At 71.7% G+C, this 14,857-nt stretch carries 13 protein-coding genes; 4 read left to right on the forward strand and 9 right to left on the reverse strand.

Features of this window, described 5'->3' with window-relative positions:
- Positions 1–122 precede the first annotated feature (122 nt).
- The gene (locus ACZ7MX_RS16675) at positions 123–950 is read left to right on the forward strand and encodes a maleylpyruvate isomerase family mycothiol-dependent enzyme (RefSeq protein WP_472132682.1); all 828 of its coding nucleotides are present in this window, start codon (positions 123–125) and stop codon (positions 948–950) included.
- A gap of 96 nt (positions 951–1,046) precedes the next feature.
- Here the strand turns inward: ACZ7MX_RS16675 and ACZ7MX_RS16680 are convergent, their stop codons facing one another.
- Together ACZ7MX_RS16680 and ACZ7MX_RS16685 are read right to left on the reverse strand one after the other, a co-directional pair.
- A complete protein-coding gene (locus tag ACZ7MX_RS16680; RefSeq protein WP_472132684.1) occupies positions 1,047–1,484 on the reverse strand; it encodes a hypothetical protein in 438 nt (145 codons plus the stop codon).
- Between the two features lie 126 nt (positions 1,485–1,610).
- Complete coding sequence (locus ACZ7MX_RS16685) at positions 1,611–3,866, reverse strand: heavy metal translocating P-type ATPase (protein WP_472132686.1); 2,256 nt, start codon at positions 3,864–3,866, stop codon at positions 1,611–1,613.
- Between the two features lie 200 nt (positions 3,867–4,066).
- Between ACZ7MX_RS16685 and ACZ7MX_RS16690 the strand changes: the two genes are divergently transcribed.
- Positions 4,067–4,597, forward strand: coding sequence for a hypothetical protein (locus tag ACZ7MX_RS16690; RefSeq protein WP_472132688.1), 531 nt, complete (start codon positions 4,067–4,069; stop codon positions 4,595–4,597).
- A gap of 75 nt (positions 4,598–4,672) precedes the next feature.
- The gene (locus tag ACZ7MX_RS16695; protein WP_472132690.1) at positions 4,673–5,077 is read left to right on the forward strand and encodes a hypothetical protein; all 405 of its coding nucleotides are present in this window, start codon (positions 4,673–4,675) and stop codon (positions 5,075–5,077) included.
- Positions 5,078–5,186: 109 nt separating this feature from the next.
- On the opposite strand, the gene ACZ7MX_RS16700 is transcribed toward ACZ7MX_RS16695, so the two are convergent.
- From ACZ7MX_RS16700 to ACZ7MX_RS16710, 3 genes are all read right to left on the reverse strand, one after another.
- Positions 5,187–5,681 carry an NUDIX domain-containing protein gene (locus ACZ7MX_RS16700; RefSeq protein WP_472132692.1) on the reverse strand — a complete coding sequence of 165 codons (495 nt, stop codon included), beginning with the start codon at positions 5,679–5,681 and terminating at the stop codon, positions 5,187–5,189.
- 221 nt (positions 5,682–5,902) lie between these two features.
- Complete coding sequence (locus ACZ7MX_RS16705; RefSeq protein ID WP_472132694.1) at positions 5,903–8,278, reverse strand: collagenase; 2,376 nt, start codon at positions 8,276–8,278, stop codon at positions 5,903–5,905.
- Between the two features lie 191 nt (positions 8,279–8,469).
- A complete protein-coding gene (locus ACZ7MX_RS16710) occupies positions 8,470–9,435 on the reverse strand; it encodes a LysR family transcriptional regulator (protein WP_472132696.1) in 966 nt (321 codons plus the stop codon).
- A gap of 103 nt (positions 9,436–9,538) precedes the next feature.
- Between ACZ7MX_RS16710 and ACZ7MX_RS16715 the strand changes: the two genes are divergently transcribed.
- Positions 9,539–10,747 carry a M6 family metalloprotease domain-containing protein gene (locus ACZ7MX_RS16715; protein ID WP_472132698.1) on the forward strand — a complete coding sequence of 403 codons (1,209 nt, stop codon included), beginning with the start codon at positions 9,539–9,541 and terminating at the stop codon, positions 10,745–10,747.
- Positions 10,748–10,824: 77 nt separating this feature from the next.
- Here the strand turns inward: ACZ7MX_RS16715 and ACZ7MX_RS16720 are convergent, their stop codons facing one another.
- From ACZ7MX_RS16720 to ACZ7MX_RS16735, 4 genes are read right to left on the reverse strand one after another with little or no spacing between them, the layout of a single operon-like run.
- Positions 10,825–11,853 (reverse strand): ABC transporter ATP-binding protein, encoded by a 1,029-nt coding sequence (locus ACZ7MX_RS16720; RefSeq protein WP_472132700.1) that lies wholly within the window; start codon positions 11,851–11,853, stop codon positions 10,825–10,827.
- Positions 11,850–12,914: an ABC transporter ATP-binding protein gene (locus ACZ7MX_RS16725; RefSeq protein ID WP_472132702.1), complete on the reverse strand. Its 1,065-nt coding sequence runs from the start codon at positions 12,912–12,914 to the stop codon at positions 11,850–11,852. Before ACZ7MX_RS16725 ends, ACZ7MX_RS16720 begins: the two co-directional genes overlap by 4 nt.
- Complete coding sequence (locus tag ACZ7MX_RS16730) at positions 12,914–13,900, reverse strand: ABC transporter permease (RefSeq protein ID WP_472132704.1); 987 nt, start codon at positions 13,898–13,900, stop codon at positions 12,914–12,916. The genes ACZ7MX_RS16725 and ACZ7MX_RS16730 overlap by 1 nt, the downstream gene beginning before the upstream one ends.
- Entirely contained in the window at positions 13,897–14,850 is a 954-nt protein-coding gene (locus ACZ7MX_RS16735) for an ABC transporter permease (RefSeq protein WP_472132706.1), read from the reverse strand. Before ACZ7MX_RS16735 ends, ACZ7MX_RS16730 begins: the two co-directional genes overlap by 4 nt.
- Between the last annotated feature and the right edge of the window lie 7 nt (positions 14,851–14,857).

Raw genomic sequence — 14,857 nt, forward strand, 5'->3', positions numbered from 1 at the left:
GGCCGGGCCGCCAGCTGTGCGGACTTCCCCCCTTGGGGAGGCGGGATTTGCCTTGGAGTGGACTCCAGCCTCCACACTGGCCACGACGGCAGCCCGTGCCGTGGACGGAAAGGCGGCAGCTGATGGAGACGACGAACGGGACGGGGCACCCCCTGCCCTACGACACCTATCGGCAGGCGATCGAGCGGGAGACCCTGCGCTTCGCCGAGGTGGTCCACGGCGCAGACCCGGCGACCCCCGTGCCCGCCTGTCCCGACTGGACGCTGGCCGAGCTCGCCCGGCACGTGGGATCGCTGCAGCGCTGGTTCTGCGCGCTGCTGACCCAGCTGGTGCAAGAGCCGCCGCGCAGCCGCGACGTGGAACTGGGGCTGCCGGACCGCACGGAGGAGTACGCCGGCTGGGTGGCCGCGGGAGTGCCCACCGTGGCCGCCGTACTGCGGAACACGGACCCCCAAGCGGCCATGTGGGCCTGGGGAGAGGACCAGCACGCGCGGTTCTGGGCCCGCCGGATGCTGTTCGAGACGCTGGTGCACCGGGTGGACGCGGAGCGTGCCGTCGGCCACGAGTCGGCCATCGACCCCGCGCTGGCCGCGGACGGGGTGGACGAATTCCTGGTCAATCTGCCGTATGCGGGCCTCTTCGCTCCGGAGGTGGCGAAGCTGCGGGGTGACGGCGAGGTCATCGCCTTCCGGTGCGCCGACCCCGCCGACGCCACCGGCGAGGAGTGGCGGGTGCGGCTGGATCCGGACGGCTTCCGCCTGCTGCCACGGGCGGGCGCCGACACCGACCCGGGTGACGCCGCGTCATCCGCCCCGCGGGCGACGGTACGAGGGCAGGCGGCGGACCTCCTGCTGCTGCTCTACGGGCGGCGTACGTACCAGGACACCGCCTTCACCGTCTCGGGCGAGGGCGCGGTACTCGACCGCTGGTTCGCCCAGACGGCCTTCTGAACCGCCCTGAACCACCGTGAACCGCTCGGAGGGAACGACGGAGGGCGCCTGATGGCCGCAGACGCCCTCCGTTCCTCCCGGACCCCCGCTCGGTACTCAATCGAGCGGAACCTCGGTCCTCCACTTCGTGCCGGTGAACGGGGGACCGCTGGTGGGCGCGAGGCCCACGGTGCCGTCGCCGGTCCGGCCGTCGAGGAAGCGGTTGCCTTCGACGGCGCCGAGGCACTTGTAGAACCGCACACCGCCGTCGAGCCGGGTGGCGAGCCATCTGGTGCCGGTGAACGGCGGATTGATGTGGGGTGCGAGGCCCACCGTGCCGTCGGCGGTGCGGCCGTCGAGGAAGCGGTTGCCGGGTATCTCCCCGAGGCACTCGAAGACCACCACGTCAGGTTCGTGGGAGAGGGCCCTGACGTTCCACATCGTGCCCGAGAACGGTGGGCCGGTATGGGGAGCGAGGCCCACGGTCCCGTCGCCGGTACGACCGTCCAGGAAGCGGTTGCCCGGTACGTCTCCCAGGCATCTGAGGAAAGTCATCACGGGCTCCCTTGGAGCTGGGTTCCCCTCTCCACCATGCCCTCATCCCGGCACTACCCGCAACCGGGGCGGCGGCCCATCAACTCCGGCCGCGCGGAGCCGACTTCCGTCCCGGCCGACCGCGGTTCAGGACCGGGCGCGGAAGGTGCGCAGCCGCAGTGAGTTGCCCACCACGAAGACCGACGAGAAGGCCATCGCCGCGCCCGCGATCATCGGGTTGAGCAGACCGGCCGCCGCGAGCGGCAGGGCGGCCACGTTGTAGGCGAAGGCCCAGAAGAGGTTGGTACGGATCGTGCCGAGCGTCTTGCGGGCGAGCCGGATCGCATCCGCCGCGGCCCGCAGGTCTCCTCGTACCAGGGTGAGGTCACCGGCCTCGATCGCCGCGTCCGTGCCCGTCCCCATGGCCAGTCCCAGATCGGCCTGGGCGAGCGCGGCGGCGTCGTTGATCCCGTCACCCACCATGGCGACGCTGCGCCCCTCCGCCTGGAGGCGCTTGACCACGTTCACCTTGTCCTCGGGCAGCACCTCGGCGATCACCTCGTCGATGCCGACCTCCGCGGCGACCGCCCCGGCCACCGTCCGGTTGTCGCCGGTGAGCAGAATCGGGGTCAGGCCGAGGGCCCGCAGTCGGCGGACGGCCTCCGGGCTGCTTTCCTTGACGGCGTCCGCCACTTCCAGGACGGCCCGCGCCGCACCGTCCCAGGCGACCGCGATCGCCGTACGACCCGCCGCCTCCGCCTCGGCCCGGGCACGCTCCAGTTCGGCCGGCAGGTGGATCGCCCACTCGGCGAGCAGCTTGGGCCGGCCGACGAGGACCGCGTGCCCCTCGACGACGCCCTGGACGCCGAGCCCGGCGACATTGCCGAAGCCCTCCGGCGCGGGCAGGACACCGACCTTCTGCCGGGCCCCTTCGGCCACCGCGCGGGCGATCGAATGCTCGGACGCGTGCTCCAACGCCCCCGCGAGCCGGAGGACTTCACCCTCGTCCTCGCTGGTGTGGACGCCGACGAGGGTCATCCGTCCCGTCGTGACCGTGCCGGTCTTGTCCAGCACGACGGTGTCGACCTTTCGGGTGGTCTCCAACACCTCGGGCCCCTTGATCAGGATGCCCAGCTGGGCACCACGCCCGGTCCCGACCATGAGGGCGGTCGGAGTGGCGAGCCCGAGGGCGCACGGGCAGGCGATGATCAGGACGGCGACGGCAGCGGTGAACGCGGCCGTCAGCCCCGCCCCGTTGCCGAGCCAGACGCCGAAGGTGGCGAGCGCCAGCGCGATCACGATCGGTACGAAGACCGCAGAGATCTTGTCCGCCAGCCGCTGGGCGGCGGCCTTCCCGTTCTGTGCGTCTTCCACGAGCCTGGCCATACGGGCGAGTTGGGTGTCTGCGCCGACCCGGGTGGCCTCGACCAAGAGCCGCCCGCCGGCGTTCAGCGTGGCACCGGTGACCGCATCGCCGACGGAGACCTCGACCGGGACCGACTCGCCGGTGAGCATCGACGCATCCACCGCCGCCGAGCCCTCGACCACCGTTCCGTCCGTAGCGATCTTCTCCCCGGGGCGGACCAGGAAGCGGTCACCGACCTGCAACGCGGCGGTGGCCAGGGTGACTTCATGCCCGTCCCGGAGAACGGTGACTTCCTTGGCCCCCAGCTCCAGGAGCGCCCTGAGCGCCGCACCCGCCTTCCGCTTCGCACGGGCCTCGAAGTAGCGCCCGGCCAGGATGAAGGCGGTGACGCCGGCAGCGGCTTCGAGGTAGAGGTTGCCCGCGCCGTCGCTGCGGGCGAGGGTCAGCTCGAAGGAGTGCGTCATACCGGGCATTCCGGCAGTACCGAAGAACAGCGCCCACAGCGACCACAGGAAAGCCGCCGACGTGCCGACCGAAATCAGGGTGTCCATGGTTGCCGCGCCGTGCCTGGCGTTCGTCCAGGCGGCGCGGTGGAAGGGCCACGCCGCGTAGGTGACCACCGGCGCGGCGAGGGTGAGCGAGAGCCACTGCCAGTACTCGATCTGCAGCGCCGGAACCATCGCCATCGCGACCACCGGAACCGCGAGGACCAGGGCGGTGATCAGCCGCTGCCGGAGCGGCCGGAGCTCATCGGGCGCTGCGTCCGCGCCGCCCGTCGCCGGTGCGTGGTCCGTACGGGCCGGTATCGGGGCGGGCTCCTGTGCGGTGTAGCCGGTCGCCTCGACGGTGGCGATCAGATCGCCGACCGAGACGTCACCGGCCCGGTAGCTGACCTTCGCCTTCTCCGTCGCGTAGTTGACGGTGGCTTCGACACCGTCCATGCGGTTGAGCTTCTTCTCGATACGGGCCGCGCACGAGGCGCAGGTCATACCGCCGATGGCGAGTTCGACCTCGTGGGATTCGGTGAGGGTCGTCATCACTGCTCCTCGTTCGATTGATACCCCTGGGGGGTATGGCTGGCATGGGAGAAAGATATACCCCCTCCCCGTATACGAGGCAAGCCCCTGGCCCTTCCCTCCTCCGGCCGACAGGCCCGGCACGGCCGCGACTCGCTAGGCTGAAATGGGCCACTCAGGCGCAGGGAAAGATCACCCATTCCCAGCGAGGGAGGTCGATCATGGACGGTCGGCTTGCGGAGTCGCGGATGGTCGCGGTCTACCTCAATGACCACCTGGCCGGGGCCACGGCCGGTGTGGAGCTCGCCCGGCGCATGGCCCGGGAGCACCAGGGTTCGGACCTCGGCGGTCAAGTGAAGGACCTCGCCGCGGAGATCTCGCTGGACCGGCAGGCGCTCCTGCGGCTGATGGCCGCCCTGGGCGTTCCGGTGCGGCGATACAAGATCTACGGAGCCTGGGCGGGCGAGAAGATCGGACGTCTGAAGCCCAACGGCCGGGTGGTCCGTCGTTCCGGTCTCAGCACCATCGTCGAGCTTGAGGGAATGCGTCTCGGCGTCGAAGGCAAGGCGCTCCTGTGGCGCACGCTCCTCGACTGGGCTCCGCGGGAACCCCGGCTGGACACCCCGCGGCTCCAAGAACTCCTGGCCGGAGCGCGGCAGCAGACCGAGGCACTGGATGCCCTGCACGGCAGGGCCGTCCGGAAGTTTCTGACCGAACGCTCCGACCAGTGGCAGTCGGAGGTCGCCCGATGACCCCGCCACGACCGACCGCCGCGCACGGTCCGTCCCGGCCCTGGGCAGCACCACCTCGAACGTGAGGGCCCGCCGGTGAACCCGTTGCTCGTCGCGCGTGCCCAGGGCCTGTTCAACGCAGGCGGCGGCGCCTGGGCCCTGCTGTGCCTGCGCGGCTTCGAGCGCCACTTCGGGCCGCGGAGGATGAAACAGGAACAGGACTGGCTGGTCAGAACGGTGTCCGGGCTCCTGGTCACCTGCGGCTGGAGCCAGCTCCGGACCTGCCCCGCGCCCGCATGCCTGGCCCAGGCACGCCGTATCGGCCTGGGCACGGCGCTGACCCTGCTCGCCGTCGACCTGGTCTACGTGCCGAGGGGAAAGGTGCGCCGCAGTCATGCGCTGGACGCCGTCATGGAGGCCGGCTGGCTGGTCGCCTGGTGGTGGTGCGGTCCCATTCCCCCCGCTCCGATCGCCCGCGGCTCACCTCTTGCGCTGCAGTGATCCCCAGAGTCCGGTCCGGCGGTCGGCCTCGGCCTTGGCCTGCTTCAGCACGCGGGAGGCCGTCTGCCACTACCGGCATCGAGCGATCGGCCACCGGCCGTGTTCGTGGTCAGGCCACGTCGCCGAGGTAGGCGTCGGGGTTCAACGGGGTGTGGGAGAGGTCTGCGAGGGGCTGCCGGATGGCCTGCGGCAGCAGATCGGTGGCGGGGACGTCCCGCAGCGGGACCCATTCCAGGCCGATCTGTGTGTCGTCCTGGGAGTGACCGCCGAGTTGATGGGGATCGCTGGTGGGAGTGCAGAGGAAGATCGCTTCGATGCGGTGGCTCTCGGATCCGTCGTCGGGCTCACCGTGGTGGGCGCCGATGTATTCGCGCAGCCACAACAGGCGGTCGACCGTCACGGTCAGGCCGGTCTCTTCGTGCACCTCGCGGCGGACTGCGTCACCGAAACTCTCACCGGGGCGCTGGCCTCCTCCCGGCAGGAAGTAGTACTCCTGATCTCTCCAGTGGGCGCGGGTCAGGAGGACATGGTCCTCGTGGAGGACGACGGCCTTGGCAGAGGTGCGGATGGTGGGACGCGGGGGCTGGGGCACGGTGGTGGTCACCTTCCTGTCGTGACGGCATGTCCTGTCGCGACCGCTCAGGCGGGCACCGACGAGGAACACGATGCTTCGTCCGCCCAGGAAGGGGACCACATCAGCCCGTATCGCTGCGCGGAGCCGCCCGGTTGAGGCAGCCCACCCACGGCCGGCCCGTGGGTCACGGTCGTGGGGGGGGGCTGCCTCACAGGAGGGACGCCGAGCACTACGGGATGAGATTCAGCCGGTCAGCGGCGCAGCGGGCCTTCGCAGTGGAAGGGGGACGTGCCCGCACGGCCGTTGGACCAGAGGGAGACCTCGCCGAAGGAGCAGTTCATGTCGGTGAGGTTGTTGTCGCCGTGGGCGGCCCGGTCCAGGATGAAGAAGTCGACGGTCTCGGACATGTCCTTGAAGACCCGGTCGGCGTTGCCGGCGTCGCCGAGGTTCGCCGTGATGCGGCCGTTGCAGGTGAACCGCGGCCGGTCCTTCGAGCCGGAGGCGTGGCACTCGTCGGGGTTCATGTAGGTGCTCTTGGCGAAGGACGAGCGGATCTGGCCGGGCGTGCTGTCGGTCAGCCGGGCGAGCGGGACGTGCTGGGTGTCGGGGACGAAGAGGTCGTCGACGTGGGCGATGTTGGTGTCGAGGAAGGCGTCGTACTCCCGCTGGAGTCCGGCGTCCCTGCCGAGGCGGACCCGCCAGGCGTCGAAGGCCGCCGGGTCGTCGGCCCGCAGGGTGCGGTACATCTCCTTGAGCAGGGAGGGGTGTTCGGCCCACAGGAACTCGAAGAACGTGCCCGCGTAGTTGTAGAAGCGGAAGCCGTCCCCGTCGTACGTGGCGTGCAGGAGCTGGTCGACGGTCATGCGCGGGCCGCCGTTCGCGGTGTCGGCGATGATGCCCCGCACCAGTGACTTGCGGACCTTGATGCCGTCGTCACGGGTGCCGCCGTCGAAGAACTCGGCGGTGCCCTCGTCCATCGCCGTGGTCCGGTCGCCCTCGTACCAAGGACCCTGGCCGAACGTCCCGGGCACCGCCCAGCGGCCGTTGAGGTAGTGCGTGTACTCGTGCCGGAAGAGCTCCTCCAGGGTGAGGGTGGAGTCCTGCGGGACCCTGCGCTGGTAGGTGTAGAAGGTCGCGCCCTGCTCGATGTACATGCCGCCGTTGCTGGTGCTCAGGCCGGTCAGCAGCGGCTGGAAGTTCTCGTACTCGGCGCGGGAGGCGTACAGGACGATGTGCAGCGTGGAGTTGGTGTCTCCCGCCAGCGGCTCCTCGGTTCCGATCACCCGGTGGAACTGCGCCTTGACCTGCTTGCCGGCGTAGTAGAGCTGGTCGACGGTGTTGCGGTCGAGGGCGGTGCGGACCGTGATGCCGTCCGTCCCGTCCTTGCCGTACGTGTAGGTCTGCGGGAAGAGGCGCTTCTCGATGTCCGCACGGCAGACCTTGTACGGCGTGCAGGCGTCGAATTCGATCAGCCAGGTGGCCACCTTGGCCCACGGGGCGCTGTACGCACCGAAGTTGCGGGCGGTGGTGTCCAGGAGCGGGCCGAGGCCGGCGACGATTTCGTCGTGCAGCCGGTCGATCTGCCCGGTGCGGCCGTACTCGCCGACCGCGTCGCGTACCACCCAGGCGTTGGCCGTGTCCTTGAGGTGGGTGTAGCCGGCGAAGGCCTTGAAGGCGGCGCGGTAGGACGGGTCGGCCACGACCGCGTCCCGGAAGGCGGTGTCCTGGTTGCCCGGGTAGACGCCGAGGTACTGCACGGTGAGGGCGGCGAGGGCGGCGCCGCCCCAGGAGGAGTCCTTGGCGGTGTCCGGGTGGTCCGGGCCCATGGTGGCGAGGACCCGCTTGACCAGCGGGAGTTGGTACTGGCGCAGGCCCTTGGCGCTGGCCGCGTTGAGGGCCTCGCGGAGCGTCTCGGCGTTGCTGCGGGTCACGTCGAAGGTGCGGGCGGCCGAGCCGAAGGCGTCGACGGCCCGGCGCATGGCGTCCAGGGTCGCCGGGTCGGTGATGTCGACCTCCCGGTGGGAGAAGCCCAGGTACGCGACCGCGTGGAGATAGGTGAACATCTCCAGCAGGTGGGTGCCGTTCCGGCCGTCGTGCGCGGCGGCGAGCTGGCCGATGCGGTTCGCGACGGCCTGGATGTGGTCCTTCGACATGACGGGCGCGAGGCGCTGGTCCCAGTTCCAGATCAGGGTGCGCAGACAGCCGTCGGCGCTGACCTCGGGGGCGGCGAGGAACTCGGTGAACTGTTGCGGGGAGAGGCCCGTGATGCCGTCGAGGGTGCAGGGGACGGCGGCCTTGCCGATCGTGGCGTGCGGGGCGGGGGCCTTCGCCTTCGCCTTGGCCTTGGGGGTGTGGGCGCCGGGGACGCGGCCGTTGCCGAGCCCGCCGGGGCCCGGTGTCCGCAGGGCGGAGGACGCGGGCGCCTTGGCCAGGCGGTCGACCCTGTCGTGCGGGGTGGGTGTGGCAGCCGTCGGACCGGTGAAGGCGGCCGGGTGCAGGGCCGCGGCGGTGGCGCGTGGGGCGGGGGAGGGGCTGACGGGGTATCCGGTTCCGGCCGCGGTGACGCAGAGCGTCACCGCTGTCGCGGCCGTGAGCAGGGATCTGCGAAGGGTTCTTGAAGGGAACACGAAGGTCTCCTGTGTGGGGGCGGTGAAGCGTGCACACCGGGTCCGCGGTGTTCGGGGCCCTGGCTGCCGTACAGGTGCCGACTGACGGGCAGGTGCACGCCATGTGATGCGTAACGTAATAATGTGAAATTGCACTGACAAGCCCTTTGTCGGGGTGCATTTCAGGGAAATCCCTTGCGCCGCCCGTTGGTTCAGGCCAGGGGCCGTGCCGCGTCCGGATGCCGTTGCCGCCAGCGCGCGTACGCCGGGCTGTCCGCGCAGTCGCGCAGGTAGCCCTCGCGGACCCGCCGCAGGATCGCCCCGCCGTGCCGGGCGAGCGGGCCTTCGCGGTGCCAGGCCAGCACATGGCGGTACCACAGGGGGTTGCCGGCCAGCGGGCGCACCGCCACCCCCGGCACCTCGATGAAGGTGGCCTGACAGAGGCTCACCGCCAGGCCGGCCCGGACGATCTCGATCAGCTGCCGGCCCTCCGCCTCGTAGGGCACGCGGGGCCGACGGTCGGTCAGCGCGAAGACGGATGACCAGTACTCGCGGGTGCGGTCACTGTCCGGGCGGGGCGCGGCCCAGTCCTCCCGTGCGAGCTCGGACAGGCTCACCTCCTCCCGGTCCGCCAGGCGGTGGCCGGCGGGCAGCAGGGCGAAGACGGGCTCCGTGACGAGCGGGTGCAGCAGTACGCCGTCGCGGGGCGGCGGCTCCTGGCCGGGGTGGTCACCGAGGACGGCGGCCTCCAGACGGCCGACGCAGAGGTCGTCCAGCAGCGGCCCGGGCGCGTACCGGCAACGGGCGGTCACCTCGGCGTCCGGCAGCAACTTCCGCACCGCCAGCAGGAGATGGCCGAGCAGCGGGGCGCCCACCGAGCCGACGCGGAGGCGGGCGGGCGCCGCGGCGCGCCGCGCGGCCCGGTCGGTGTCGGCGAGGAGCTGGTCGACGCCGGGCAGGATGGCCCGGGCGTGGGCCAGCACCAGATCGCCCAGCGGGGTGGGCGCGGAGCCCTCCCGCCGGCGGTCGAACAGCGCGCCGCCCAGGAGGGTTTCGATGCGCCGCAGCTGGGCGCTGAGGCCCGGCTGGGTCATCCGCAGCGACGCGGCGGCCCGGGTGAGGCTGCCGGCCTCGGCGATCGCGCACACCACCCGCAGATGCCGTATCTCCAGATCCATGGCGCGGATGTTATGGACCGGCGAGAGGTTCCCGACAGGGTGTGGCAGCCCTCAGTCTCATGTGACATCTCACACTGCACCCCCCACGGAAAGGTCCAGGACGATGAAGGCGTTGCACCCTGCCCGCCGCCGACCCGCCCCGCTGCTCGCGGCGGCACTCGCCGGGCTCCTCCTCCCCCTCACCGGGGCCCCGTCCGCCGAGGCGTCCCACGTGCCCAGGCCGGCGGACCGCGCCACCGACTGCGCGCTGCCGGGCGCCACCGGATGGACGGACGAAGGCCATGACACCGACCGCTCCGTGTTCCAGCGCCCCTCCGGGACCCGCAAGGTCGGCATGATCTTCGTGGACTTCCCGGACGCCCCGGCCACCGAGTCCCCGGCCGAGGACGCGGCACAGATCACGCCCGGCGCGGACTGGCTGTGGCAGGCGTCGTACGGCAAGGCGTGGCTGTCCATCTCCCAGCACCGGCACTGGGTACGGATGCCCCGCAACTCCACCGACTACGGCTTCGCCCGCGGCCTCAGCCACGAGGCGCACGAGGCGTACCTCAAGGACGCCGTAGCCGCCGCCGACCCGGACGTGGACTTCTCCGCGTACGACATGGTGTACGTCGTCCCGACGAGGAACGCCTCGGCCATCTCCTTCACCCCCACCTATCTGTACGAGCCGGGCACGGCGGGCGTCGTCGCCGACGGGAAGCGCATCAAATGGGCCGTCACCTTCGGACAGGACATGTGGCACTGGGGGCCCAAACTGGTCGGCCACGAGACCGCCCACACCTTCGGGCTGCCCGACCTGTACGCCTTCGACCCGGGCAGTGACGGGCACCGCTTCGTGGGCGGCTGGGACGTCATGGGTCTGATCAGCGGGGCCGGACCGCAGTACTTCGCCTGGGAGTCGTGGAAGCTCGGCTGGACCGCCGACAGCCAGGTCGTCTGCCGGGCCTCGGCGGGCAGCGACACCGTCCGGCTCACCGCCGTCGAGTACGGCAGCGGCACGAAGATGGCCGTCCTCCGCACCGGCCCGACCTCGGCGTACGTGGTCGAGTCCCGGCGGGCGGCCCGCGCGGACACCGGCCTGTGTGCGACCGGTGCGCTCGTCTACAAGGTCGACTCGTCCGTCGAGACCGGCAAGGGCCCCGTCCAGGTCATGGACGCCAGGCCCGACGCCACCCCGGCGCAGGGCTGCCGGCCTCTGGACGACGCGCCGTACGGGCCCGGCGAGTCGTTCACCGACGCGGCCGCGGGGGTGCGGATCGACGTGCTGGAGGCCGGCACCTACGGCGACACGGTGCGCCTCACCAAGTCGTAAGTCGCCCTGAGGACAAGCCAGTTGGCTGTGCTCCGGTGCCGAGGCGGGCGCCGGGGCACAGCCGTGTGCGGGGGCGGTCAGACCGACTCGGGGAAATGGCAGGCGACCTGGTGCCCGGCCCCGGACTGCTCCGCCCCGCTCAGGACCGGGGCCTCGGTCCGGCAGACGGCCTGTGCCTTGGGGCAGCGCGGGTGGAAGGTACAGCCGGGCGGGGGCGCCGCGGGGCTCGGCGGATCGCCGAGCAGGGTGATGCGCTCCCGGGCCCGTTCGGCGACCGGATCGGGCAGCGGTACGGCGGACAGCAGCGCCCGGGTGTAGGGGTGTGCGGGAGCCGTGTAGACCCGTTCCTTCGGGCCGATCTCGACGATGCGGCCCAGGTACATCACGGCGACCCGGTCGCAGACCCGTTTGACCACGGACAGGTCGTGCGCGATGAAGAGGTAGGCGAGACCCAGTTCGCGCTGGAGGCGCTCCATCAGGTTGACGATCTGCGCCTGTACGGAGACGTCGAGCGCCGAGACCGGTTCGTCCGCGACGACCAGGCGCGGCCCGGTGGCCAACGCCCGGGCGATGCCGACCCGTTGGGCCTGGCCGCCGGAGAACTCGTGCGGATACCGGTCGAGGTGCTCGGGGATGAGCCCGACCAGCTGCATCAGTTCGGCGGCCCGGCGGCGGGCGTCGGCCGCCGGACTGCCCTGCGCCAGAAGGGGTTCGGCGATGATCCTGGCCACGGTCTGGCGCGGGTTGAGGGAGGCGTGCGGGTCCTGGAAGACCATCTGGAGGTGGCGGCGCAGCGGGTGCAGCTCGCGCTGGCCGAGGTGGCTGATGTCGCGGTCGTCGAAGGTGATCGAACCGCTGGTCGGCTCCAGGAGCCGCACGATCATCCGGCCGGTGGTGGACTTGCCGCAGCCCGACTCCCCGACCAGACCGAGCGTTTCGCCCGCGGCCACCTCGAAGCTGACGCCGTCGACGGCCCGGACCGGCGCCGTACGGCCCCGCTTGCCGGGGAAGGTCCGGGTCACCTCGCGTACGGACAGCAGCGGCGCCGGGCCCCGGGACGGGGAGCCGGCGGCGGCCGGGGGCGGGGACGTACGGGGCGTCGTCATGGTGTGACCTTTCGGATCTGGTCCGGGCCCTCGGACCGGGGGTGGCCCGGGACGCCGGGCGCGGTGGCCGGGCCGAGCGGCAGATGGCAGGCGACCGCGTGCCCGCCGGAGGCGACCAGCCCGGGTCGGTGACGGGTGCACCGCTCGCGGCCGGCCCGGTCGGCCGCCGCCGCCCGCGGACAGCGGGGCGCGAACGCACAGCCCGGTGTGGGGGTGAGCAGCGAGGGCGGGCTGCCGGGGATCGCGCGCAACGGGGCGTCGTCGGCGTCGTCGAGCCGGGGGAGGGAATCGAGCAGGCCGCGCGTGTAGGGGTGGGCCGGGGCGGCGAAGAGGGTCTCCACCGGCGCCTGTTCGGCCGCCCGGCCGCCGTACATGACCAGGACCTCGTGGGCGACGCGGGCGACCACGCCGAGGTCATGGGTGATCAGGACGACGGCGAGCGAGCGTTCCTCCTGGAGCCGGGCGAGCAGCTCCAGGATCTGGGCCTGGACGGTGACGTCCAGGGCGGTCGTGGGCTCGTCCGCGATGAGCAGGTCGGGTTCGCAGACCAGGGCCATGGCGATCATCACCCGCTGCCGCATGCCACCGGAGAACTGGTGCGGGTACTCACCCGCCCGGCGCTCCGGCTCCGGGATCCCGACCTCGGCGAGCATCTCCACGGCCCGCCGTCGGGCGGCGGCGCGGCGCGAGCCGAAGTGCACCCGGTGGTGCTCCGCGATCTGCTCGCCGACCGTGTAGTAGGGGTGGAGGCTGGAGAGCGGGTCCTGGAAGACCATCGCCATCCGGCGGCCGCGGAGCCGGCTCAGCTCGCGCTCGGAGAGCCCGACCAGCTCCCGGCCCTCCAGGGTGATCGAACCGCTGACCTCGGCCGCGGTGTGCAGGCCCAGCACGGCCATCGAGGTGACCGACTTGCCGGAGCCGGACTCGCCGACGATGCCGAGGGTGCGGCCGCGGCGGACGTCGAAGGACAGGGAGTCGACGGCGTGTACGGGGCCGTGCTCGGTGGCGAACGTCACCGCCAAGTCCCGCACGGCCAGCAGGGGTTCGGTGGCGGTGGCCATCACAGCCTCACTCGGGGGTCGACGACGGCGTACAGGAGGTCGACGGCCAGGTTGGCGACGACGATGAACGTGGCGGCGAGCAGCGTCACCCCGAGGATCACCGGCTGGTCACCGGTGGTCAGGGCGCCGTAGAAGAGCCGCCCGATGCCCGGGAGGCCGAAGAGCGACTCGGTGATCACCGCACCGGCGAGCAGCCCGCCCAGGTCCATGCCGAAGAGGGTGAGGAGGGGCGTCATCCCGGCCCGCAGGCCGTGCTTGACGACGACGGTTCGGCGCGGCAGGCCCTTGGCGCGGGCCGTGCGGAGGTATGGCTCCGCCATCGTCTCGATCATCGAACTGCGGCTCTGCCGTGCGTACATGGCCGCGTACAGGAGGGCGAGCGCCAGCCAGGGCAGCAGCAGGTTCGACGCCCAGTGCGCGGGGTCCTCGGCGAAGGAGACGTACCGCGGGTACGGGAGCAGGCCGGCCACCCGGATGAGGCCGTAGATCAGCATCATCGAGGTGAAGTAGACGGGCAGCGAGGCGGCGCCGACCGCCCCGACCATCAGGACCCGGTCGATGAGCGTGTCCTTGCGGAGGGCCGCGACCACCCCGGCGCTCAGCCCGAGCACCAGCCACAGCACGGCCGCACCCACGGCGAGGGACGCGGACACCGGAAGCCGGTCCACGAGGAGGTCCCAGACGGCCTCGCTGTTCTCGTAGGAGTAGCCCAGGCACGGGAAGTGGCAGTGCAGGGTGTACCGGCCGCTGCCCATCGTGCGGCCGGTGAAGATCCCGGAGACGAAGTCCCAGAACTGCCGCCACACGGGCTCGTCGAGCCCCATGTGTGCCCGGATCGCCTCCAGGCGCTCGGTGCTGCACGACTTGCCGCAGGCCGCGGCGGCCGGGTCGGAGGGCAGGACGTAGAAGATGGTGAAGGTGACCGCGGCGACGGCGATCAGCACTCCGACGACGGCCACCAGGCGCCGCAGCGTGTAGCGGATCATGTGCGGCTTCCCCTCGGGTCGAGGACGTCGCGCAGGGCGTCGCCGAGCAGCGTGAACGCGAGGACGGTCAGGAACAGGCAGGCGCTCGGGATGACGAAGTACATGGGGTCCGTGTCGTAGAAGGAGACGCTCTCGGCGATCATCTGGCCCCAGGAGGGGGTGGGCGGCCGCACCCCGACGCCCAGGTAGCTCAGGGCCGCCTCGGTGGCGATCATCCCGGGAATGAGGAGGGTGGTGTACGCGATGACGGGACCGGCGACGCCCGGGAGAATGTCGCGGGTGAGGATCCGCCAGGGGCCGGAGCCGCCGACGCGGGCGGCGTCGACGTACTCGCGGTGCTTGAGGGAGAGAGTCTGGCCGCGCACCACGCGGGCGATGCCGGGCCAGCCGAAGAGGCCGATGACGGCCGTCATCAGCAGGATCCGGTTGACGTCCTTGGCCACCGACATCATCGCGATCATGAAGATGAGGGACGGAAAGGACATGGTGAGGTCCATCAGGCGGGAGAGCAGGGCGTCGGTGCGGCCGCCGAAGTAGCCGGCCGCGATACCGGCCGCGGTCCCGGTGAGGACGACGATCGCGGTGGCGGTGAGGGCGATGAGCAGGGAGACCTGGGCGCCGTGCACGACCCGGGCGAACAGGTCACGTCCGGTGACCGGTTCGACGCCCAGCCAGTGGTCGGCGGAGATCCCGCCGAGCGGTCCGAGGGGCGTGCCGCCGAGGTACGGATCGACGGCGGACTTGTCGAACGCATCGGGCGACCAGCCGCCGAGCGCGCTCAGCAGCGGGGCCGCGGCTGCCATGAACAGGAACAGCCCGATGACGGCGAGGGAGATCTTCACCGAGGCGCGGCGGCGCAGTTCGCGGCGGACCAACTGCCCGGGGCGGCCGGGTGCGGCGGACAGGGGGGCCGCCTCCGGGGCGAGCGGCTCGGGTGCGGGGGAGGACATGATGGGC

Source organism: Streptomyces sp. NPDC107765, from assembly GCF_055657085.1.